Source organism: Mycobacterium sp., from assembly GCF_035640695.1.
Taxonomy (GTDB): domain Bacteria; phylum Actinomycetota; class Actinomycetes; order Mycobacteriales; family Mycobacteriaceae; genus Mycobacterium.
Genome location: NZ_DASQVQ010000001.1, coordinates 21,226 through 41,882, shown reverse-complemented (window position 1 = coordinate 41,882; position 20,657 = coordinate 21,226). Strand labels below are relative to the sequence as shown.

19 protein-coding genes and 1 tRNA gene are annotated in these 20,657 nt (G+C 68.1%); 8 read left to right on the top strand and 12 right to left on the bottom strand.

The window, feature by feature from the left end; translation table 11 throughout:
• Positions 1-22 precede the first annotated feature (22 nt).
• Positions 23-937: a mycobacterial-type methylenetetrahydrofolate reductase gene (locus VE759_RS00200; protein ID WP_324926994.1), complete on the top strand. Its 915-nt coding sequence runs from the start codon at positions 23-25 to the stop codon at positions 935-937.
• Between the two features lie 15 nt (positions 938-952).
• Here the strand turns inward: VE759_RS00200 and nrfD are convergent, their stop codons facing one another.
• The 6 genes from nrfD to VE759_RS00170 form a co-directional block, all read right to left on the bottom strand.
• Positions 953-2,017 carry an NrfD/PsrC family molybdoenzyme membrane anchor subunit gene (nrfD, locus tag VE759_RS00195; protein ID WP_324926991.1) on the bottom strand — a complete coding sequence of 355 codons (1,065 nt, stop codon included), beginning with the start codon at positions 2,015-2,017 and terminating at the stop codon, positions 953-955.
• Positions 2,014-3,033: a 4Fe-4S dicluster domain-containing protein gene (locus VE759_RS00190; protein ID WP_324926988.1), complete on the bottom strand. Its 1,020-nt coding sequence runs from the start codon at positions 3,031-3,033 to the stop codon at positions 2,014-2,016. The genes nrfD and VE759_RS00190 overlap by 4 nt, the downstream gene beginning before the upstream one ends.
• Positions 3,030-6,305 carry a formate dehydrogenase gene (gene fdh / locus VE759_RS00185; protein WP_324926985.1) on the bottom strand — a complete coding sequence of 1,092 codons (3,276 nt, stop codon included), beginning with the start codon at positions 6,303-6,305 and terminating at the stop codon, positions 3,030-3,032. Before fdh ends, VE759_RS00190 begins: the two co-directional genes overlap by 4 nt.
• Positions 6,306-6,368: 63 nt before the next feature.
• Positions 6,369-8,075, bottom strand: a complete 1,707-nt coding sequence (locus VE759_RS00180; RefSeq protein WP_324926981.1) for a SelB C-terminal domain-containing protein — start codon at positions 8,073-8,075, stop codon at positions 6,369-6,371.
• Complete coding sequence (gene selA, locus VE759_RS00175) at positions 8,063-9,343, bottom strand: L-seryl-tRNA(Sec) selenium transferase (protein WP_324926978.1); 1,281 nt, start codon at positions 9,341-9,343, stop codon at positions 8,063-8,065. Before selA ends, VE759_RS00180 begins: the two co-directional genes overlap by 13 nt.
• 17 nt (positions 9,344-9,360) lie before the next feature.
• Positions 9,361-9,455: transfer RNA gene (locus VE759_RS00170), tRNA-Sec, on the bottom strand.
• Positions 9,456-9,523: 68 nt separating this feature from the next.
• Between VE759_RS00170 and selD the strand changes: the two genes are divergently transcribed.
• Positions 9,524-10,516 (top strand): selenide, water dikinase SelD, encoded by a 993-nt coding sequence (gene selD / locus VE759_RS00165; protein ID WP_324926974.1) that lies wholly within the window; start codon positions 9,524-9,526, stop codon positions 10,514-10,516.
• A 139-nt stretch (positions 10,517-10,655) separates the two neighbouring features.
• On the opposite strand, the gene VE759_RS00160 is transcribed toward selD, so the two are convergent.
• Positions 10,656-10,883: a hypothetical protein gene (locus tag VE759_RS00160; protein WP_324926972.1), complete on the bottom strand. Its 228-nt coding sequence runs from the start codon at positions 10,881-10,883 to the stop codon at positions 10,656-10,658.
• The gene (locus VE759_RS00155) at positions 10,880-11,617 is read right to left on the bottom strand and encodes a hypothetical protein (RefSeq protein WP_324926969.1); all 738 of its coding nucleotides are present in this window, start codon (positions 11,615-11,617) and stop codon (positions 10,880-10,882) included. Before VE759_RS00155 ends, VE759_RS00160 begins: the two co-directional genes overlap by 4 nt.
• Before the next feature lie 341 nt (positions 11,618-11,958).
• On the opposite strand from VE759_RS00155, the gene VE759_RS00150 reads away from it, so the two are divergent.
• The gene (locus tag VE759_RS00150; RefSeq protein WP_324926967.1) at positions 11,959-12,969 is read left to right on the top strand and encodes a VWA domain-containing protein; all 1,011 of its coding nucleotides are present in this window, start codon (positions 11,959-11,961) and stop codon (positions 12,967-12,969) included.
• Positions 12,970-13,068: 99 nt separating this feature from the next.
• Here VE759_RS00150 and VE759_RS00145 read toward each other — a convergent pair whose 3' ends face one another.
• Complete coding sequence (locus tag VE759_RS00145) at positions 13,069-14,076, bottom strand: VWA domain-containing protein (RefSeq protein WP_324926964.1); 1,008 nt, start codon at positions 14,074-14,076, stop codon at positions 13,069-13,071.
• A gap of 291 nt (positions 14,077-14,367) precedes the next feature.
• Here VE759_RS00145 and VE759_RS00140 point away from each other — a divergent pair, with 291 nt between their 5' ends.
• From VE759_RS00140 to VE759_RS00125, 4 genes are all read left to right on the top strand, one after another.
• Entirely contained in the window at positions 14,368-15,687 is a 1,320-nt protein-coding gene (locus VE759_RS00140; RefSeq protein ID WP_324926961.1) for an alpha/beta hydrolase, read from the top strand.
• 163 nt (positions 15,688-15,850) lie between these two features.
• Positions 15,851-16,588, top strand: a complete 738-nt coding sequence (locus VE759_RS00135; protein ID WP_414687799.1) for a polysaccharide deacetylase family protein — start codon at positions 15,851-15,853, stop codon at positions 16,586-16,588.
• 151 nt (positions 16,589-16,739) lie between these two features.
• Positions 16,740-17,096 (top strand): hypothetical protein, encoded by a 357-nt coding sequence (locus VE759_RS00130; RefSeq protein WP_324926958.1) that lies wholly within the window; start codon positions 16,740-16,742, stop codon positions 17,094-17,096.
• Between the two features lie 2 nt (positions 17,097-17,098).
• Entirely contained in the window at positions 17,099-17,545 is a 447-nt protein-coding gene (locus tag VE759_RS00125) for a PASTA domain-containing protein (RefSeq protein ID WP_324926955.1), read from the top strand.
• Positions 17,546-17,582: 37 nt separating this feature from the next.
• Here VE759_RS00125 and VE759_RS00120 read toward each other — a convergent pair whose 3' ends face one another.
• Entirely contained in the window at positions 17,583-18,464 is an 882-nt protein-coding gene (locus tag VE759_RS00120) for an oxidoreductase (protein ID WP_324926953.1), read from the bottom strand.
• 147 nt (positions 18,465-18,611) lie between these two features.
• Positions 18,612-18,863, bottom strand: a complete 252-nt coding sequence (locus VE759_RS00115) for a hypothetical protein (RefSeq protein ID WP_324926950.1) — start codon at positions 18,861-18,863, stop codon at positions 18,612-18,614.
• Between the two features lie 614 nt (positions 18,864-19,477).
• On the opposite strand from VE759_RS00115, the gene VE759_RS00110 reads away from it, so the two are divergent.
• A complete protein-coding gene (locus tag VE759_RS00110) occupies positions 19,478-20,023 on the top strand; it encodes a hypothetical protein (RefSeq protein WP_324926948.1) in 546 nt (181 codons plus the stop codon).
• Between the two features lie 170 nt (positions 20,024-20,193).
• Here the strand turns inward: VE759_RS00110 and VE759_RS00105 are convergent, their stop codons facing one another.
• Entirely contained in the window at positions 20,194-20,580 is a 387-nt protein-coding gene (locus VE759_RS00105) for a hypothetical protein (RefSeq protein WP_324926945.1), read from the bottom strand.
• Positions 20,581-20,657: the final 77 nt, after the last annotated feature.

The window sequence follows — 20,657 nt, the reverse complement described above, 5'->3', positions numbered from 1 at the left end:
ACGCCCAATGAGGAGCAGCCTCGTGACCCTCAACACCATCGCGCTCGAGCTGGTACCGCCGAACGTGGAACGCGGTCGGGAGTACGCGATGGAAGAAGCGCGCAAAGTGCTGCGATTCTCCGCGGATTCCGGGCTCGATGGCCGGATTCGACACGTGATGATTCCCGGGATGATCCAGGAGGAGGACGACCGGCCCGTCGAGATGAAGCCGAAGCTCGACGTGCTGGAGTTCTGGTCGATCATCAAGCCGGAGTTGCCCGGGGTGAACGGGCTGTGCACCCAGGTGACCGCCTTCATGGATGAGCCGTCGCTGCGCCGGCGGCTGACCGATCTCGGTGCAGCGGGCATCGAGGGCATTGTCTTCGTCGGCGTACCGCGCACGATGAATGACGGTGAGGGCTCAGGCGTCGCGCCGACCGACGCCCTATCGATCTATCGCGAGCTGGTGGCCAATCGCGGCGTGATCCTGATCCCCACCCGGGACGGTGAACAGGGCCGGTTCAATTTCAAATGCAACCAGGGTGCGACGTTCGGCATGACCCAACTGTTGTATTCCGACGCAATTGTGCGATTCCTGTCCGAGTTCGCCAGGAACACCGATCATCGCCCCGAGATCCTGCTGTCGTTCGGCTTCGTGCCGAAGGTCGAGAACCGGGTGGGGCTGATCGATTGGCTAATCCAGGACCCGGGAAATGCCGCCGTCGCCGAGGAGCAGGCGGTTGTGAAGGGGTTGGCTGACAGCGAACCTGCTCAGCGCCGCCGGCAGATGGTCGACCTGTACAAGCGAGTGATCGATGGCGTCGCCGACCTGGGCTATCCGCTGAGTATCCATCTCGAGGCGACCTATGGCGTTTCCGCGGCGGCCTTCGAGACGTTCGCCGAGATGCTCGCCTACTGGTCGCCGGCGAGCTCTGAACAGCCGCGGCAGGCCGGCTGAGACACCGGGCGGGGTTCAACGGCGGCCAGACTCACCCGTCACCCGCGCCGCGGCGGCACGCATGCTTCGGGTCGCCGCGACGAACCGCCGGAATCGTGGCCCCGGACGCTCGTTTCCCCTGGCCGGACGGCCGGCATCGAGGCGTTCCCGTTGGGGCACTACGACGTATCGCGGGTCCCGAGTGGACTCCACACCGGCCTCGAACACACCAAATCGCTGCAACGCGCTGCCGGCGAGCAGTGCCAGGCCGGACAGTGCGGCCGCGGGCCGGCTGCGGCCCGCCACCGCTGTGCCCAGCGCCCCGCCGACCGTTAGGTACTCCGCCCACTTCCGCAGCCGGTAGGCATTTCCCGTCGTGTACGCCTCGGCGCTCAGTCCAAGCCGCTGCTCGAGCAGCCGCGACGCGACGATCTCCATCCCAGCGCCCGCGACGGCCAGCCGTCGCGCCGGACCGGCTTCGCCGACCGGGGCCATCAGCATGCCGAGGCCGCCGCCGCTCGCCGCAGCAGAGCCGGTGAAGACAAACGGCAGGTACGCGTGCGCCTCGTGCCATGCCGGCACCGCAGTCTGCGACAACAGGACCGCGGTGTAGGACGCGACCCCGGGCGCGACGGCCGCCGCCGACAGCCCGGCCGGCCGTGCGGACCAGCTCAGCAGTTTTCCGAACCAACTGCACCGCCAGGCTTTCGGCAACAGTTCCGCGACCCCGCTGAAGGCGGCGCCCGGACCGTACATGACAAGGATCCACGTGCCGACACTCATCGGCGAGCTGGGCTTCGCAACCCGCAGCATGTGGTGGAACCGCTCCGGCCGGCCCAGGTCGGCGACGAGGAAGTACATGCTGGCCAGGATGCCGGCCAGCGCCCCCAGCCGGCTCACCCGGCGCAGCCCCGGCCGCCCCGTCAAGTCGGCTCCGGCGGCCAGCATCGCCGAACCCGCGGACAGCCCGCCCGCGAACAGGTACGCCGGAACCTTCCACTCCCAGACGGGTGTCTTGAGCACCGCGCGCCCGTAGTACGACCGGAATTCCGCGCGCGGCTGGCGCGGCAACGGGTCTTTCGCTTTCCCGCCGTCGGTCATCGCCTTTCCCGCCCAACGAACGCCGACACCGCAGCGGCGACCAACGCCGACGCCGCCATCCCGGCGTACTTCCACATCGCCGGCGCGTCCCGCGTAGGCACCACCGGGTCTGGCGGCAGCCCATACACCTCCGGCTCGTCCAGCAGCAGGAAAAACGCGCCGTCGCCGCCCACGCCGTCGTTCGGGTCGTGACCGTACAGCCGCGCCTCCGGCACTCCGCGCTCGTGCAGCTCCTCGACGCGGCGGGCGGCGCGCTCGCGCAGCTCCTCGAGCGGACCGAATTGGATCGAGTCGGTCGGACATGCCTTGGCGCACGCCGGTTCCAGGCCGTCTCGCAACCGGTCGTAGCACAGCGTGCACTTCCACGCGCGGCCGTCGTCTTCGCGCCGGTCGATCACCCCGTACGGGCAACCCGACACGCAGTAGCCGCACCCGTTGCAGATGTCTTGCTGCACAACAACCGTGCCGAATTCGGTGCGGAACAGTGCGCCGGTCGGGCACACGTCGAGACAACCCGCGTGGGTGCAGTGCTTGCACACGTCGGAGCTCATCAGCCAGCGGAACTGGGTGCGGGTCTCCGCGCCCGTTCCGTCGCCGGGCCGCTCGAACTTCGGCACCCCGAGATTTACTGGCGTCGTGCCCAGTTCGCCGCCACCTCGCTCGGTCTGCTCGATCGACGACGCGACGGTGTCCGCCGAGTGCTGGCTTCCTGACGGGCCGGTCGGCAGCCCTGCCAGGCCCGGGTCCTGCCCGCCCAGCGGCCGCGCTTGCTCGATGAACGCGACGTGCCGCCAGGTGTCCGCGCCGAGCATGCCCGTGTTGTCGAAGGACATTCCCAGCAGGTTGAACCCGTCGTCGGGTACCAGGTTCCATTCCTTGCAGGCCACCTCACATGCCTTGCACCCGATGCACACCGAGGTGTCGGTGAAGAACCCGACCCGGGGTGGGTGGTCGTCGTGTCCGGCGTTGCCGGCCGGGTCGTCCAGCGGCCCGTACAGGCTGTTGTCGCTGCTCATGCCTGCTCCTCCGGCTCGATGTGGGACACCCCTGCGGCGCGGGTGGTGTCCAACACCGTGCCCGTCCGTGGCGTAATGCCGGCCCGGCGCCGGTACTCGGCGACGTATTCCAGCAGCGCCTTCCCACGCGGCCGCCGCCCCGGCCGAATGTCACAGGTGGCTACCTTGCTTTCCTGAATGAACACGTTCGGGTCGGCAACCACCCCGAGCAGGTCGTTCACCACGTCACCGTCGACCAGCCCGACGTGGCCCCAGTGGTAGGGCATCCACACCTGGTGCACCACGCGGTCCTCGATCCGCAGCGGCGCCATCCGGTCGGTCACGAACACCCGTGCGTCCACCGCGGTGCGGCTGGTGATCACGTGCGCCCAGTCCAAGTGGGCCAGCCCGCGCTCGGCCGCCAGTTCCGGTGACACCTCCACGAACAGCTCCGGCTGCAGCTCCGCAAGGTACGGCAGCTGGCGGCTCATCCCGCCCGCCGTGTGGTGCTCGGTCAGCCGGGCCGCGGTGAACACGAACGGGAACACCTCGCCGTGCGCCTCGGGCGGCGACGGGTTCGACGGGTTGTCCGCCCGCCCATACACCTTCCGCACCGGGTTGGCCTGCTGGGCGTAGAGCGCGTTGCGCACCGGGGACTCGTGCGGCTCGTAGTGCGTGGGCAGCGGGCCGTCGAGCAGGCCGTTGGGCGCGAACAGCCAGGCCTTGCCGTCGGCCTGCATGATGAACGGGTCGTCTCCCCGCAGCGCCTCGACGCCCACTGCGCCCTCGGGCGGGCGGTAGTGCGGCGGCTTGGCCTTCTCGAAATCCGGCACGTCGTGACCGGTCCACTCGCCCTTCTCGGGGTCCCACCAGATCAGCTTCTTGCGCTCGCTCCACGGCCGGCCCTCCGGGTCGGCGGATGCCCGGTTGTAGAGCACCCGCCGATTCATCGGCCACGTCCACCCCCACTCCGACTCGTGCGGGCCCTGCTCGTCGTGCCGTTTGCGCCGGGCCGCCTGGTTGACATCGTCGGCGTAGACGCCGCTGTAGATCCAGCAGCCACACGCGGTGCTGCCGTCGGCCTTGAGCTCGACGTAGCCGTTGACGGCGCGGCCGGTGGTGAGATCGATGCCGTTCATATGCCGCAGTACATCCTCGCCCGAAGGCTCGTCACGCTCCACTTCGTAGTCCCACGCCAGGTCGAGCAGCGGACGGTCGCGCTCGTCGGTCGAGCCGGCCAGCTTCTCGCGGAGCCTGCGACCGAGGTGGTACATGAACCACAGCTCCGAGCGGGCGTCGCCGGGCGGTTCGACCGCCTTCTCTCGCCACTGCAGCATGCGCTGCGTCTGGGTGAACGTGCCTGCCTTCTCCACGTGCGACGCCGCCGGGATGAAGAACACCTCCGTCCGGCAGGTCTCCGGCGTGATCTCGCCGGTCTCGACTTCCGGGCCGTCCTTCCAGAACGTGGCACTTTCGATCATCACCAGGTCGCGCACGACCAGCCAGTCGAGGTTGGCCATGCCCAGCCGCTGCAGCCGTCCGTGGGCGGATCCCACGGCGGGGTTCTGGCCGAGTAGGAAGTAGCCGAAAACCTTCCCGTCGACCATGTCCATGACGGTGCGGTAGGTGCCGTGGTCGCCGTTGATCCGCGGCAGGTAATCGAAGCAATAGTCGTTCTCCGCGGTGGCCCGCTCGCCCCAGTACTCCTTGAGCAAAGACACCATGTAGCTGTCGGCGTTGTGCCAGAACCCCTTCTGGTTCTGGCTCCTGATTCTGTCCAGGTAGTCGGACAGTGTGGCCTGGCCCGCATGCGGCATCGCCAGATAACCGGGCAACAGGTTGAATAACGTCGGTACGTCGGTGGAACCCTGGATGCTCGCGTGACCGCGCAGCGCGAACACACCGCCGCCGGGCCGGCCTATGTTGCCAAGCAGCAGCTGAATGATGGAGCCGGCGCGGATGAACTGGGCGCCCATCGAATGCTGCGTCCACCCCACGCTGTACACCAGCGCGGCAGTGCGCTCGCGACCGGAGCTCTCCGTCCACGCCCGCGCGACCCGCAGGAACTGCTCGGCCGGGACGCCGCACACCTTCTCCACCATCTCCGGCGTGTAGCGGGCGTAGTGTCGCTTGAGGATCTGGTAGACGCACCGCGGGTGCTGCAGTGTCGAGTCGGCGGGGATATCGGCACCGGCCTCGATCGCCACCCCACCGGACCCGAGCTGGTCCGGGGCGGCCCGCTCCCGGGCGCCGGCCCCGCCGCGCCCTCCCGGGTGCGTCGTCTCGTAGTGCCAGGTTGCCGGATCGTATGACGCCGAGTTGTGGTCGTATCCGCTGAACAGCCCGTCGAGGTCCTCGGCGTCCTGATAGCGCTCGTCGATGAGGAACGAGGCATTCGTGTACGCGGTGACGTACTCCCGGAAGTCCAGCTCGTTGGACAGGATGTAGTTGATCACTCCGCCGAGGAAGGCGATGTCGCTGCCCGCGCGCAGCGGCACGTAGCGGTCGGCGACCGCACTCGTGCGCGTGAACCGCGGGTCGATGTGCACGACCTCGGCCCCGCGCGCCTTGGCCTCCATCACCCACTGGAACCCCACCGGATGGGCCTCGGCCATGTTCGACCCCATGATGACGATGAAGTCGGAGTTGACGAGGTCCTGCTGACCATCCGTCGCACCACCGCGACCAAAGGAGGCTCCCAGACCGGGAACCGTGGCGCTGTGTCAAATACGCGCTTGGTTCTCGATTTGCAGGGCCCCCAGCGCCGTGAAGAGCTTCTTGATCAGATAGTTCTCTTCGTTGTCGAGCGTCGCGCCGCCGAGGCTCGCGATGCCCATCGTGCGGCGCAGTTTGTTGCCCTTGCTGTCGAGCTCCTGCCAGCCCTTGCGCCGCGCGGTGAGCACCCGGTCGGCGACCATGTCCATCGCCGTGTCGAGATCGAGGTCCTGCCAGTCGGTTGCGTATGGCGCACGGTAGCGCACCTTCTTCACGCGCTGCGGGCCCGTGACCAACTGCGTGCTCGCAGATCCCTTGGGGCACAGGCGGCCTCGCGAGATCGGGCTGTCCGGGTTACCTTCGATCTGGACGACCTGCCCGTCGCGGACATACACCTGCTGCGCGCACCCGACCGCACAGAACGGACAAACGGAGTGGGCGACGTGGTCAGCTTCGGCGGTTCGGGGCGTCAGCCCGGCGGAACGAGCGGATTGGGCAGCCTTGCCGCGGCCCAATGCATCTGAACCGGTCAGCTGCCGGTAGACCGGCCACGACTGGATCAACTTCGCAATGTCCATCAGCGTCCCTCTCTCAAGGCTCGTCGCGGCTACCCGGCCGGTCTTCTGATCAAACTCTGCGGTTCAGGGTCTCGCAACGGCGCGCGTCCGCGTGCCGTCGTCCCGCCGCCGGGTGATCCGGCGGGCGTCGAGCTGCTCCAGCAGCGGCACGGCGACGCGGCGCGTTGTGCCCAGGGCACGGCGGGCCTCGCTCACGGTGAAGGGCTGCGGCAGCGTCGCGAGGATCCCGGCCGCCCGTTCGAAAGCGTCGGGACCGAGGACGACGCCCTCGGCGATCCGGGTCAGCCGCCCGGCACGCACCGCCGCGGCCAGCTCACGGCTGCCGAGCTTGAGCTCGGCCAGCTCGTCGGCCTCCGGCGCACGGAACGGCTGGGCCGCGAGCCACTCCTCCACGGTCCGCACCGCCTTGTCCAGCCACGCCGGCAGGCTCACGCCCGGTGGCCGAACCAGCCCCCCGGCCACCTCCAGGCCGGTGCCCTCGAGCAGCTTGGGCACCAGCTCGGCGGCGGGCAGCCCGGCCTGCTGCCGCAGCGTCTCCAGCGGCATCCCCGCCGCGATGTCGTGCTCGGCGGCCCACTGCTTCACGGCCGCGGTGGCGCGTTCCCGCCGCTTCGCCCACCACTGCGGGTCGGCCACCCACTCGCCCACCCGCTGCCCGATCTCGGGCAGGCCCATCGCGCGCAGCTCACGCGCCCGTATGCAGTCAGGCCGGCCAGCGCGTCGGCCCGCCAGCTCCTGGGCCCGCGCCCGCGCCGCGCCACGGCGACGCAGTTGCGGTGGCCGCACGTCGAGCACCTCGACCCCGGCTGCGATCCGGTGCTCGCCCGGATCCCGCAGCAACCCGATATCCGCGACGCGTAACGGCAAGGCCCGCGTCAAGCGCAGCCGCGCCGCGGCCGTGCCCAGTGCACGAACGTGTACGGGGACCGCAGCGGAACCCAGATGCAGCACGAGCTGCCGATGCAGCTTGCCCGCCGACCGCAGGGCGACGTCGATCTCTGCGGTGTCCAGCCATGCACCCGGAGTCAGCAAGGTGTCGCCGCGACCGATGTGCGCTCGGTCGACGCCCCGCAGGTTCACGGCGACGCGGGCTACCGCGCCGACCTCGTTCCGGTCGCGACCCAGGGACTGCAGACCGCGGACGGTGACGCGCCGCCCGGCGTGTTCGAGGTCGTCACCCACGCGGATGGTGCCAGCGGCCAGCGTGCCGGTGACGACCGTGCCCGCGCCGCGGACGGTGAAGGAGCGGTCGACCCACAGCCGCACATCGGCATTTCGGTCGGGCGCCGGCAGCCGGTCCACCAACGAAAGCAGTTCCGCGCGTACCCGATCCAGGTCCGCGCCGAGCACGACCGGCGGATCGGCGAGCGATGTGCCCGCGAACCGCTCCAGCGCCTGCTCGATTGCGGGTCCGGGATCGGCGATGTCGGCCTTACTGATCGCGAGCAGCCCGTGCCGCACGCCGAGGGCGTCGAGCGCGGCGAGGTGCTCGCCGGACTGCGGCATCCAGCCCTCGTTGGCCGCCACGACGAACAGCACCGCGGGCACCGGACCCACCCCGGCGAGCATGTTGGCGACGAATCGCTCGTGGCCCGGCACGTCGACGAACGCGAGCTGCCGCCCGTCGATCTCGGTCCACGCGAAGCCGAGATCGATCGTCAGCCCGCGGCGTTGCTCCTCGTCCAGCCGGTCGGGCCGCATGCCGGTGAGCCGGTGCACGAGCGTCGACTTACCGTGGTCGACGTGGCCCGCCGTGGCTATGACGAACATGCCCGCACCGCTGTGAGCAGCAGTTCGTCCTCCTCCGGCGCCACCGTGCGCAGGTCCAGCAGGCACCGGCCGTCCTCCAGGCGCCCGACGACCGGCGGGGTGCCGATGCGCAGCCTGGTGGCGTAGCACTCGGGCAGGCTCACGCCGGCGCTGGGCAGCCTCACGCCCGGCGCACCGCCGCCGCCGACGGCCGCGACGCAGTCCACCGCACGCGCGTCGGGCAGCCGCGCGACGAGCCGTTCGGCCCGGACACGCAGCTGTGTCACGTCGGCGATCAGCGCCTCCGCCACCGGCGGCGGCGGACCCGTCAGGGTCGCTTCGAGCGCGGCGAGCGTGAGCTTGTCGACGCGCACGGCGCGCGCCGCCGGATGACGCCGGAGCCGCTCGATTAGATCCGCCCTGCCCAACAGCAGCCCAGCCTGGGGGCCGCCGAGCAGCTTGTCGCCGCTGGCCGTGACGACATCCGCGCCGTCCCGCAGGGCCGTGGTCGCGTCGGGCTCGCCGGGTAGCAACGGATGTGTGGCCAGCAGCCCGGAGCCGATGTCGACCACCAGCGGGATGTCCAGCTGAGCCAACTCGGCGATCCCGACCGCCGAGGTGAAGCCGGTGACGTGAAAGTTCGACGGGTGCACCTTGAGCACGAAGCCGGTATCGGGCCCAATCGCCTCGGTGTAGTCGCGCAGGCTGGTGCGGTTCGTCGTGCCGACCTCGCGCAGCGTTGAGCCGGTGGACTCCAGTAGCTGCGGGATGCGGAACCCGTCGCCAATTTCCACCAATTCGCCTCGGCTGAGCACAATTTCCTTACCGGGAGCGAGGGTGAGCGCGGTCAGCAGTAGCGCGGCGGCATTGTTGTTCACGACGTGCACGCCGCCCGCGGCGGGTACCGCCCGTGCCAGTGCCGCCAGCGCGCCGCGGCCACGGCGGGCCCGGCGACCGGTCGCCAGGTCGAACTCGACGTCCGTGGCGCGGCCGGCGGTCACCACTGCGTCGAGCGCGGCCCGCGACAGCGGCGCGCGGCCGAGGTTCGTGTGCACGATGACGCCGGTGGCGTTGACCACCGGCCGCAGGCTCGCCGCGGTGACGGGGAGTGCAGCAACGGCATGCTCGGCGACCCGCTCCGGCTCGATCTCGCCGGCGCGTGCCCGCTGCTGGGCTTGGGCGACCACCGATTTCACGAGTGCGCGGCCCAGCACCCGCTCGGCCTCGGCGAGGCGCGGATCGGCGAGCAGCACGTCGGTCCGGGGAACACGTCGTCGCGGATCACCCATCTCAGCCCCTGAAAGCGTGGCGGAGGCGGACGGGAATCGAACCCGCCAGCGACAGGACGTGCCGCTCGACGATTTTGAAGACCGTGCCGGTCACCAGACCGGATACGCCTCCCTGGGCCATGGCGTACATCATCGCAGCCGTCCAGTGGCGGGCCTCGCCGGTGGGGCACCATGTGAGCCATGGCCTACCGATTGACCCAATACGCGCACGGCGGCGGCTGCGCGTGCAAGATCCCGCCCGGCGAGCTAGAGGACATGGTCCGCGGGCTGACCAGCAGTCAGCCCCGGGATCCAGCCGGCGAGCTGCTGGTCGGGCTGGACGGCGGCGACGACGCGGCAGCGGTGCGCATCGAGGGCGGCACGGCGCTTATCGCGACGACGGACTTTTTCGCCCCGGTGGTCGACGACGCGTACGACTGGGGCCGGATTGCCGCAACGAACGCGCTTTCCGACGTGTACGCGATGGGCGGACGGCCGGTGGTCGCGATCAACCTGTTGGGCTGGCCGCGGGAAGTCCTGCCCTACGAGCTCGCGGCCGAGACGCTGCGCGGCGGCCTGGACGTGTGCGTCGCGGCGGGATGCCATCTGGCCGGTGGGCACAGCGTGGACGACCCGGAGCCCAAGTACGGGCTCGCGGTGACCGGAACGGCAGACCCGGACAGGCTGCTGCGCAACGACCTTGGCAAACCCGGTACGCCGCTGTCGTTGACCAAGCCACTCGGAATTGGTGTACTCAACAGCCGGCACAAGGCCACCGGAGAGCGCTTTCCGGAGGCGATCGAAGTGATGACGACACTCAACGCCGAGGCCGCCCGGGCGGCGCTGGCCGCGGGCGTCGAATGCGCCACGGACATCACCGGTTTCGGGCTGCTAGGACACCTACACAAGCTGGCACGGGCCAGCGGCATCACGGCGGTGATCGACTCCTCGGCTGTGCCATGTTTGGCCGGGGCGCGCGAGGCGCTGGCGGCTGGCTACGTCAGCGGCGGCACCCGGCGCAACCTCGACTGGGTTGCCCCGCACGTCGACCTGTCCGCGGTAGGAGAGGAGGAGGCAGTCCTGCTCGCGGACGCACAGACCTCAGGCGGCCTGCTGCTCGCCGGCGAGATCCCGGGCGCGCCCGTCATCGGGGAGCTCGTGCCCCGCGAGGAGCACACGATTGTGGTGCGCTGACTGGCGGCTAGATCCCCCCGTGCAGCTCTCGCTTGACGTGTTCGAGACGATGCTAACCGCAGTCGAGCTTCGAGCGCCCGCTCACCAGCATGGAGATCGAGTGCAACCTCGTCGACGGTGACACGCCCCGGCACGCACTTCAGTGATCATCGGACTGCGATCGGACGACGCGGCCGGCGGCCCGATACAGACTGGCGGACAGCAGGATTACCACCACAACGGGAGTAATCCACCACGCGTTCGGTGTCACACGGTTCATTAGACCGGTGATGACGAGGGCAACGACAACGCCCACGGCCACGGTCCAGTCATCACCGATGAAAAATTGGTACCAGAACGCGGCGAAAGCTTTCAGTCGCGCCATCATGTCGACACCCTTGCCCGAGCCCGTAACGCCGCGGAAAGCAGCACGGCGACGCCGCCGTAGAAGGCGACGAGCCCTACAATCGCCGCGTCTGATCCAGGCCAACTGGCGCCCACACCTTCGACTGCCCAGAAGGTGCCGAAAGCACACAGCAGCACACCAACCACGAATTTCATCGAATTCTCCGGGATCCGCGACAGCGGGGCTCGCACCGCGACACCGGCCCCGGCTACCACGCACACCGCGACAACCGCCGCGATCGCGGCTAGCGGGATGTCGTGCTGGTTCGCCCCGAAAGTCAGGGCGATGAACACGACCTCAAGGCCTTCCAGAACAACGCTTTTGAACGACAGGGTGAACCCGTACCAATCCTTGATCGCGCCCCGCCGTCCGCTGGCCGTTGCTTCGGCGACCGCAAGCTGCTCGCGAAAGATGGCGTCCTCGTCGTGGAGGGCTTTCAACCCGCCGGCACGCAGCACTGCCTTCCGGAGCCATTGCAGGCCGAAGATGAGCAGTACTCCTCCGACCACCAGGCGTAAGACATTCAGCGGCAACACCGTTATGGCCGGACCGAGCACGGCCACGATCGCGGCGAGGGTCAACAAGGCGGCTACCGTGCCGCCGAGCGCCGAGCGCCAATGACGTGCGATGCCGACGGCCAATACAACCGTCGTCGCCTCCACCGCCTCGACGGCGCATGCCAGAAAAACCGTGATGAACAACGCGGCAGCGTTCACGGCGCATCGCTTTCCACGGTCGCGACACTACGCCGGCGGCGCGGTAGGCGAATTGCGGTCGCCTGCGTCGTGGCATGGGTGCTACCTGCAAGTTGCCCGGACGCCGGCCCGCCGCCCGTACCACCGCGACCGGTGCCGGCTGCCGGGTGTGACCTTTGTCATGAGCACTCTCAGCTGGCTTTCAGCATCCCCTGCTTAGGCTCGATGGACCCCACGAATGAGCGGAGGTGAGCCGAATGCCCGGCGAAGCAACCACGTTAAGGCGTAAAACAGCCGGTCGGTACCGGCATCGGCTCACCGATTAACGGCGGGGAAGTCGTGTTGACGGGATGGGGGCGATCGTGACCGTGCCGGGACTCGGTGTGGTTTCGCTGGCGGGCTTCGCGCACCGGCCGCTGCTACTGCTGGCTTTGGTGCCCGTCGGACTGGTTGCGCTGTATGTGGTGGCGCAAAGCCGCCGCAGCCATCGGATGCGGCGGTTCGCCGACCCGGAGCTGGTCGACTCGGTCGTCCCACGCCGCGCACACCCGTGGCGGCATGTGCCGATGGCTCTGCTGGCCGCGGCGCTGCTGTTGTTGACGATCGCGTTGGCCGGCCCCACCCATGACCAACGGGTTCCGCGTAACCGCGCCGTCATCATGCTGGTGATCGACGTGTCGCAGTCGATGCGCGCCACCGATGTGGCGCCCAGCCGGCTCGCGGCCGCGCAGCAAGCGGCAAAACGTTTTGCGCAGCAGCTGACCCCGGGGGTGAACCTGGGACTGGTCGCGTTCGCCGGCACACCAAACGTCCTGGTCTCACCCACTCCGGACCATCAGGCCACGGTGGCCGCGCTCGATAATCTTCGCCCGGCCGACGCGACGGCCACCGGGGATGCCATCTTCGCCGCCCTGGACTCCATCGCGACCGTGGCGGCCGTTCTCGGCAGTGGTAACACCACGCCTCCCCCGGCGCGCATCGTTCTGGAATCCGATGGCAAAGAAACCAAGCCGACGCATCCGGACGATCTACGCGGTGCATACACGGCGGCGCGCACGGCGAAAGACAGGGGGATACCGATCTCGACCATCACGTTCGGCACGAAAGCCGGCCGGGTCGAGGTGAATAACCAACAATTGCCTGTGCCGGTTGATGGTTCGATGATGAACAAGATCGCCACGCTGTCCGGCGGACAGTCCTACACGGCAACCAACGTCGACGACGTCAACCGCAGCTACGCCGCCGTGCAGCAGCAGGTCGGCTATGAAAATGTTCCGGGACCTGCAGGGGCGGCCTGGCTGCGCTTGGCCGTCTTGGTCGCAACCGTCGCTGCACTGCTCGCCGTCGTTGTCAACCGCCGGCTTCCGGCCTGACCGGCGCGTGACTGGGCGGACCGACTAGCCGAAACGCTTCGGCCGCTTCCCGCCAACAGCGCTCGGCGCGGCATCGCCCAGGGCGCTTTTCAGCCAGCTCTAATTCGGCAAGCGGCGGTTCATCATCACGCCGGCGATAAGCGCCGCCACCAACGCCAGCCCGCCCAGACGCATCCAGCCGTCACTGGCGTCCCCCCGGATGGTCTGATAGCCGATCTGCTGCTGCAGCGTGGCATAGACGCCGTTGAGTTCCTGCAGGCTTCCTGCGTGAAACGCCTGGCCGCCGGTGATCTCGCCGATTTTCTGCAAGGTCTGATCGTCCACCGGTACCGGCACCTGCTGCCCGTTGAGGTCGACATAACCGTTCGGAGTCCCGAACGAAATCGTCGAAATCGCCACCTTCTGATCCCTGGCCGACTGGGCCGCCGTGTACGCGCCCCGCGGTGCGGATGGATCCATCGGCACGGTCTCCTTGCCGTCGGATTCCAGCACGATCCGCGCCGGTGGCGGCGAATCACCCCCGCCCATCACGGCCCCCACGGTCGCGATGGCCTGCAGGGCGGTATAGATGCCTTCACCGGTGGCGGTGCGCTCACCGGCGTGCAACCCGTCGATCGCCGCCTTCATCGCCTCTCGGTTGGTCGTCGGCGGAACCAGCAGGCTCGCCGTTCCGGCGAAGGCGACCAGACCAAGGTTGATGCCCGGGGTCAACTCGTCGGTGAACTGCTTGCCCGCCTGCTTGGCCGCGGTGAGGCGGGTCGGGGCGACATCATCAGCCATCATCGACTCCGACACGTCGATCACCAGCATGACCACCGCGCGGTTTCGCGGAATCCGCACGTCATGGGTTGGGCCCGCCATCGCCGTGGTCAACAGCGCCAGCGAAGCCACCAGCAGCGCCGCCGGCAGGTGACGCCACCGCGGCGCCCGCTTGGGCGCGACGCGCTCCAGCAGCTCCATGTTGGCGAAACGCAGCACCCGTCTGCGCCGCAGCCTTTGCACCACCACATAGCACCCGACCAACGCGGCGACGACCAACAAGTACAGGAACAACCACGAATTCGCGAAACCCGACAAACTCAGTGGGCCCAGAAGGGGCACCGTCATGCCCGCCCGCCCTGACCGGGCGCCGCGGCCATCACCGCCGGCACCGACGACCCGCCGGGTGACCGCATATCCACCGCCAATCTCAGCCCAACAACTGTCACACCATTAAACGCCTGAATCCGGCGCGGACAAATCCGAAGCCCACCAAAGGCTTTGAACCCGACACGACGTTCAAGACCGCTTTGTCAGCATTTCCTCAGCCCATTCGGTGGATAATGACAGCGGCACGGCCCCGCACGTCCACTGGGTGACGGGCGCGTCCCACCTCAACGGAGAGGGAGTTGATCGGCGATGCTGGACTGGTCGCTCCTCTCGGGGCCGCTGCCGGTCCTGTCGCGGCTGGCCGCACTGGTCGCCGGATTATGGCTGGTGGGCGCGACCGTGCTGGCGCGTCGTCGCCGGTCGGCGGCGATCACGGAATTGGCCGCGTGCCTGCTGGCCGCAGCGACCGTGACGGTGGTTCTCGACCATCTGGTGCGCCACGTGTGGATGCTGTTTCCCGACCGTTTGGCCCCCACCACCTATTTGTGCACCTGCGCCGCCCTTTTCGCGCTGTTTGTGGCGACTACGCGCAGTGTTGCCGGACGCCGCGCGGGCGGCGCCGTTGCACTCATGACGGCGGCGTCTCTGGTTGTCGCCGGGTGCGCCAACCAGGTCAACGTCGCCTATGGCGCGTATCCAACAGCGCGTGATGCAATCGGACTGGCCCACACCGACGACGTCGCGCTGGTTGACACCCGAAGTGATGCCCGCCCGCTGCCCGATGCGCCGCCGGTGGCGTGGCGCTCATCGTCGCCGCCCGGATTGGCGGCGCACGGCAAAGTCGCATCGGCGGTGATTCCCGCCCCGTCCGCCGGCTTCTCGACGCGTAAGGCGAAAATCTATCTGCCACCGGCCTATTTCAGCGATCCGCGCCCCCGGCTGCCGGTGCTCGTGCTGTTGGCCGGCCAACCAGGCGAGCCGCGGGACTGGCTGCGTGCAGGGGGATTGGCACAAACCATGGATCGATTCGCCGCCGGGCACGACGGGCTGGCCCCCGTGGTCGTTGTCGCCGACGCCACCGGAAGCCGGTTCGGCAACCCGCTCTGCCTGGATTCGCGGCGCGGCAAGGCCGACACCTACCTCGCCAAGGATGTGCCCGCCTGGATCAAGTCGAATCTAACCGTCGAGCCTGACCCGAAGCGATGGGCGATCGCCGGCGCGTCCTACGGCGGCACCTGCGCACTGCAACTGGCCACCAACCATCCCGACGTGTATCCCACGTTCTTGGACATCTCCGGATCGGCCGAACCCACGCTCGGCGACTCGGCGCACACCATCGTCGAGGCATTCGGCGGCAACCGCAAGGCTTTCAGCCAGGTTAACCCGTTGGAACTGCTTGCCACCCAACGCTATCCGCAAAGCGCGGCGGCCATCGTGGTCGGCAACGAAGACCGCGACACCAAGCGCGATGCCCACCGGGTTTATCAGGCGGCCACGGCGGCGGGCATGGCGAGCCAGTACCGCGAAGTGCCCGGCGCCCACGACTGGCGGGCTTTTTCGGCGGCATTCACCCTGGAACTGCCCTGGCTGGCCGAGCGGCTGCAGCTCAATGCACCGGCGCCCAGCTGAGAGAACACTGAGGGCGTCGCCTGCCTGCGACTCAGTGATTTCACAGCGGCCGGCCGCCATCCTTGTTCGACGGCGACCGGAGTCAGCGCAGTGATGCCGGGAATTCAAGCGGCAGAGGGAATGAAGCCTTCCACCGGCCATGTCACGGGGTCACAATATATGCATGCAGTACATGGATCGGCGTAGGATGCTGTACGCGGTTGCGGCCGGCGTGCTGGCAACCATAGTCCGGGCGCCGGCCGCGGTCGGTGCCCCCATTCGGTGGAAGATTCCCCTGGGCCGGATACCGGCACCAGCCGGTGTGCTCACCCGGCTGCCCGGGGACGGCAATCAACTGGCGCTCACCGTCGACGACGGCACCAGCGTCCCGGTGGTCGGGGCGTTCGCGCAGTTTTGCCATGACACCGGAACCCGGCTGACCTTCTTCGTCAACGGCAACAACCCATCTTGGTCGGCAAACGCACCGGCGCTGCGGCCCATGGTCGACTCCGGTCAGGTCCAGATGGCCAACCACACCTGGTCGCACCCCTACCTCAACCGCATGGGCCTGCCCGCGGTGGCCGACCAGATACGGCGAAACGCCGACTTCCTGAGGAACACCTATGGCATGGACGGCGCCCCCTTCTTCCGTCCGCCCTACGGCGTTCACAACGCCGACATCGACCGGGTGGCCGCGGATCAGGGCTACACGACGGTCACGATGTGGAGCGGCACGATCGGCGACTCAGCGCCTGAGAACGAAGCGACTCTCGTCGCCAACGCCGCCAAATCATTTCAGCCGCAACAGATCGTGCTCACCCACGCCAACCTGCCCACCATCACCCACTGCTATGCCCAATTGATGGACCTCATCCAAAGCCGCAACCTGCAAACGGTCACCCTCAACGACATATTCGGTTAGCAGCGGAACCACGTTCCGGTGGCAGTGGCTGAATTTAAAGCCCGCGTAACAAGCACCTCAGCGATTTCTCAGCACCGCTCTGTGACCATGTGCGGGCACCGAGCGCACACCGAATTCTGAACGTTCGCAGCACATAACAGAGAGTTCTCAAATGAAGCCAATCGCACTGCCCATAGTCACCGGCGCGACCGCAGCCGCGGCTGTGGCACTGGCCGGCACCGCCCACGCCTCCCTGTACCCACCGAACCCGCCGGCGCCGTTTACCGGCTCCGCCTCGTCCCCCGATACAGCGCAGGACGTGGTGAGCAGGATGCAGTCCAACGGCTACCGGGTCATGCTCAACCGGATCGGCAGCGCGTCACTTGACCAATGCACCGTCTCATCGATAACACCGGGGCAAGCCATCGTGACCCCCGTGACAGCCGGTGCCGATGGAGCGGTCTTCAAGACGCAATACACCACCGTCTACATCACGGCGGACTGCACGCATCCGAAGCGGAAGCACTGACCATGACCAGTCAGGCTTTGAAGAAGCTGGTGGTCCTTTGCGCGGCAGCCGGCGGTGCGTCCGCGCTTACGCTCGCCACCGGGACTGCAGCCGCTAAGACATCGCCCGACATGACTGGCAAGACGTTCTCTGAAGCGCAGACTGCGTTGAAACAGGCCGGCCTTACCGCGGTCGTGTCCATCACCGTTGGAGACAAGTTGGCGCAGGGCGATTGCAAAGTGATCCGCCAACGCGACATGACCCCGGGCACACCTAGCTGGTTGACCTCCAACACCGTCGGCGGCGTGTTCGTCGGTGGCGATCAGCCGACGAACTTCGGAGGCCCAGGCTACGGAAACCAGCCGACCACCGGCCGGGTGTTTCTGACCTTGGACTGCTACGGCGCACAAGACGCGGCCCAAGGCGCGGCCACCGGAAAGGGAGACATCAACACGAAGAAGACCCGCTAGCTGGTTCTCGCACCGCGTTTCCCGCGCTTGCGCAGGCTCAGCCGACAGCGTTAAGTTGCCGACGGTCATTCTCGTCGAGCTCGATGTCGGCAACGGCCATGTTCTCTTCCAGGTGGTGCACCGACGAGGTACCCGGAATCAGCAGCACGTTGGGCGCCACCGACAACGTCCAGGCCAACGCGATCTGGGCCGGCGTTCGATCCAGCCGGGCCGCGGCGCGCCGCACCACCTCGTGGCCCAAGACGGGATTATCGGCCGCGAAGCCGGACCCGAGCGGAAAGAACGGCACGAACGCGATGCCGCGCGTCGTGCACTCATCCAGCACGGGCTGAGACGTGCGGTCAATCAGGTTGTACGCGTTCTGCACGCACACGATTTCGGTGCGGTCCAGCGCGTACAGCAGTTGTTCAATGGTGACGTTACTGAGACCGATGCCCGCGATCAGGCCCTCGTCGCGTGCCCGAATCATGGCCGTCAGCTGGCGATCGAACTCCTCGCGATGCAGCCGCCCGGGCTGGTTGGGATCGGCGGCCTCGGTGTCGATCACCCGCAGGTTGACCGCGGCCAACTGGTCCACATCGAGGGTTCGCAGATTATCTTCGATGCCGCGACGCAGTTCGTCGGGCTGCTGGGCGGGAAGCCAGCCGCCGTTGTCGTCGCGCCGGCCGCCTACCTTGCTGACGATGGCGAGGTTGTCTGGATAAGGATGCAGCGCCTCGCGAATCAATTCGTTGGCCACGTCCGGTCCGTAGAACTGCGCGGTATCGATGTGGTCCACGCCGAGTTCCAGCGCCCGCCGCAGCACGGCCAGGGCCTGATCGCGATCCCGCGGCGGCCCGAATACCCCGGGCCCGGGAAGTTGCATGGTGCCGAATCCAATTCGCGCGACCGAGAACTGTCCAATCCTAAAGGGCTGCATGAATTTCCATTCCGCTCCGCTCGTCGCCGCGCCGCACGCGTTCACCGGTGTGGATCCCCACCCGCACCCCGATTCCGCACCTCGCCAGGGTCGGCACCAGCTTCAGCCCGCATCGTACGCTCCCGGTCAGCTCACGATCGGGTTCCGCTACTGCACTTTCACCGGCCGGCGGCGTCCCGCGGAGAAGCGATGCTGGTGGTCGCTGAAGAGCCCGCGATCCTGTGAATCCGTTAACCAATGGCGCTTGCGGTTGCCAGCCGGCGCGCGTCGGGCATAGACAAAGACATGGTGCGAAACCAGGCCGCCGAAGCGACCCATCGCCACGTGGGTGCGGCCACGGGGGCTGACACGGTCGGCGGCCACCTCGACCACCACATCATCGGTGCGGCGCGCCAACAACCCGGGTACGGCTCATTGCAACCCGGGTACGGCTCATTGCGGGGTGTCACAGGGCTTGCCGCCACCGGACTGGTCGCGGTCGTCACCCTGGTGGCGGCAGCGCTTTCGGTGCCCCGCGAGTCGGTTGGCCCAGCCGGCGTCGTCGTGCCCACGGTGCCTGCACCCCAACGGCTTCCCGCAGCCCGTCTTCCCGCAAGAACCCACCGAGCACTACCCCCACTACTGAAGAGGCCCGTGATGCAAATTAAGGGCGCTCTCAACGTCGGCTTCGTAACATTCGCGATCTGATAAGCGCGTCGGGCCAGTGCCCGTATCCGTAGCCCGTCACCATCTTTAGCCGTCCGCTGACCCCAGTGTGACCGGCCGGGGCCCCGACGGTGTCAACCCACGCCGCTTATCGCGCTCGCGCGTTCTGCGCTGCGCCTCACTGACGCTCACCTTCGCTGCGCCCGCGCGGCTCCGCCGAATTTCGCCCACACCACCCCTCGCTGCCGCTCGCGGCGAAATTCACCTCCAGCGCGGCGGCTCAAAAGGGGTTGACCCCGCCACCCGGCCGGTCCCCCGGGCCGCAGCCAAACCGGCTACCGCATCACTTACCAGCGAAGGAGCACAGCATGTCTCGATCATCCGCGCCGATCCGCACCCTGCCCGCCGGCATCATCACCCACACCATCGCCGCCATCCGCGGCGCCCAGGACGGCGACATCACCGTCCACCACGCCCGCACTCCGCTGGTGCGGATGGTGCTGACCTGGGGCGGAATCATGATGACGCTGTCCACCGCCGACGCCGCACAGGGCCTGCTGGAGGCGTTCGCGGCCGCCCGCGCCAAGGCAGCCTGGATCCCACCCGAAATCCCAGCGGCCAGAACCGAACTCAACGGCCCATTCGCCAAACCGGTCGTGGCCATCGACTGGACGGGCCGCCCCAGCTACGCGGTGGTGCCCCAGAGCGCACCGAGCAAGTGCGGCGCCAACACCGTGCGCTGGGTGGATCTACACACCGGACCAATCACCTGGCAGATCCGCGACCACAAAGGACTGCACAGCGCGCTGGAACTTCTCACCCGCGCGCACCGCACCGCGATCGCGGTCTGCACCGACGGCGAACAGTTCAGCGCCGACCCCACCGCCGACGACTACCCGGCGGTGGCCTCCTAACTTCTCGCGCCGCCGGCCGGGCCCGCATCAAGGCCCGGCCGGAGTCCGGCGCAATTTACTGCCAGACAAGGCTCGCGGTGAACCAGCCATAACTCTGTTCGCCGACGCGCCACAACAACAGCACCGCGTCGACTGCCGCCAGTGCCAAAGCGATCCGGATCTTCCACATCTCAGCTCACCGCGACCGACGTAGTGCGCTCCGGATCTGGTGTGCTTGACTGCGATCCTGACGCGCCGGGCGTGTGCGCCGACGCCTTCTTGCGCCTCGCCTTCTTCGCGGCCACACCACCCAGCTGTCCGTTCATGCCGAGCTGGCGCAGCGCGTGGATCACCAAGCGACCGCCGGCCAGCTCCTGGTAGCGCTTCTGATACTCGCGAGCCACCGCCTCGCGTTTGGCGTTCAGCGCTTCCACTTGGCGACCGAGGTCAGCGTGCTGGTCGCCAAGTTCCTTGAGTGCGAACACTTCCCGACGCAGCCGCTCAGCCGCCGCCTCCAGCCGGTCGACGTCGCCGCCGCGGGACGCGACGCCGTCGACACTCACACGCTCCTCCAACACAGATAACTCCCTATGCACATCGACACGCCTTCCTCCGCAGCCTAAGCCCCACCGGCATCCGTCATGTGCATCATTTG

What these genes read in the sequence shown, in the direction of transcription:
- nrfD (WP_324926991.1), bottom strand. Translation starts at nt 2,017, where the DNA reads ATGACCGACGGCGGGAAAGCGAAAGACCCGTTGCCGCGCCAGCCGCGC.
- VE759_RS00190 (WP_324926988.1), bottom strand. Translation starts at nt 3,033, where the DNA reads ATGAGCAGCGACAACAGCCTGTACGGGCCGCTGGACGACCCGGCCGGC.
- VE759_RS00180 (WP_324926981.1), bottom strand. Translation starts at nt 8,075, where the DNA reads ATGTTCGTCATAGCCACGGCGGGCCACGTCGACCACGGTAAGTCGACG.
- selA (WP_324926978.1), bottom strand. Translation starts at nt 9,343, where the DNA reads ATGGGTGATCCGCGACGACGTGTTCCCCGGACCGACGTGCTGCTCGCC.
- selD (WP_324926974.1), top strand. Translation starts at nt 9,524, where the DNA reads ATGGCCTACCGATTGACCCAATACGCGCACGGCGGCGGCTGCGCGTGC.
- VE759_RS00160 (WP_324926972.1), bottom strand. Translation starts at nt 10,883, where the DNA reads ATGATGGCGCGACTGAAAGCTTTCGCCGCGTTCTGGTACCAATTTTTC.
- VE759_RS00145 (WP_324926964.1), bottom strand. Translation starts at nt 14,076, where the DNA reads ATGACGGTGCCCCTTCTGGGCCCACTGAGTTTGTCGGGTTTCGCGAAT.
- VE759_RS00140 (WP_324926961.1), top strand. Translation starts at nt 14,368, where the DNA reads ATGCTGGACTGGTCGCTCCTCTCGGGGCCGCTGCCGGTCCTGTCGCGG.
- VE759_RS00135 (WP_414687799.1), top strand. Translation starts at nt 15,851, where the DNA reads ATGCAGTACATGGATCGGCGTAGGATGCTGTACGCGGTTGCGGCCGGC.
- VE759_RS00130 (WP_324926958.1), top strand. Translation starts at nt 16,740, where the DNA reads ATGAAGCCAATCGCACTGCCCATAGTCACCGGCGCGACCGCAGCCGCG.
- VE759_RS00125 (WP_324926955.1), top strand. Translation starts at nt 17,099, where the DNA reads ATGACCAGTCAGGCTTTGAAGAAGCTGGTGGTCCTTTGCGCGGCAGCC.
- VE759_RS00120 (WP_324926953.1), bottom strand. Translation starts at nt 18,464, where the DNA reads ATGCAGCCCTTTAGGATTGGACAGTTCTCGGTCGCGCGAATTGGATTC.
- VE759_RS00110 (WP_324926948.1), top strand. Translation starts at nt 19,478, where the DNA reads ATGTCTCGATCATCCGCGCCGATCCGCACCCTGCCCGCCGGCATCATC.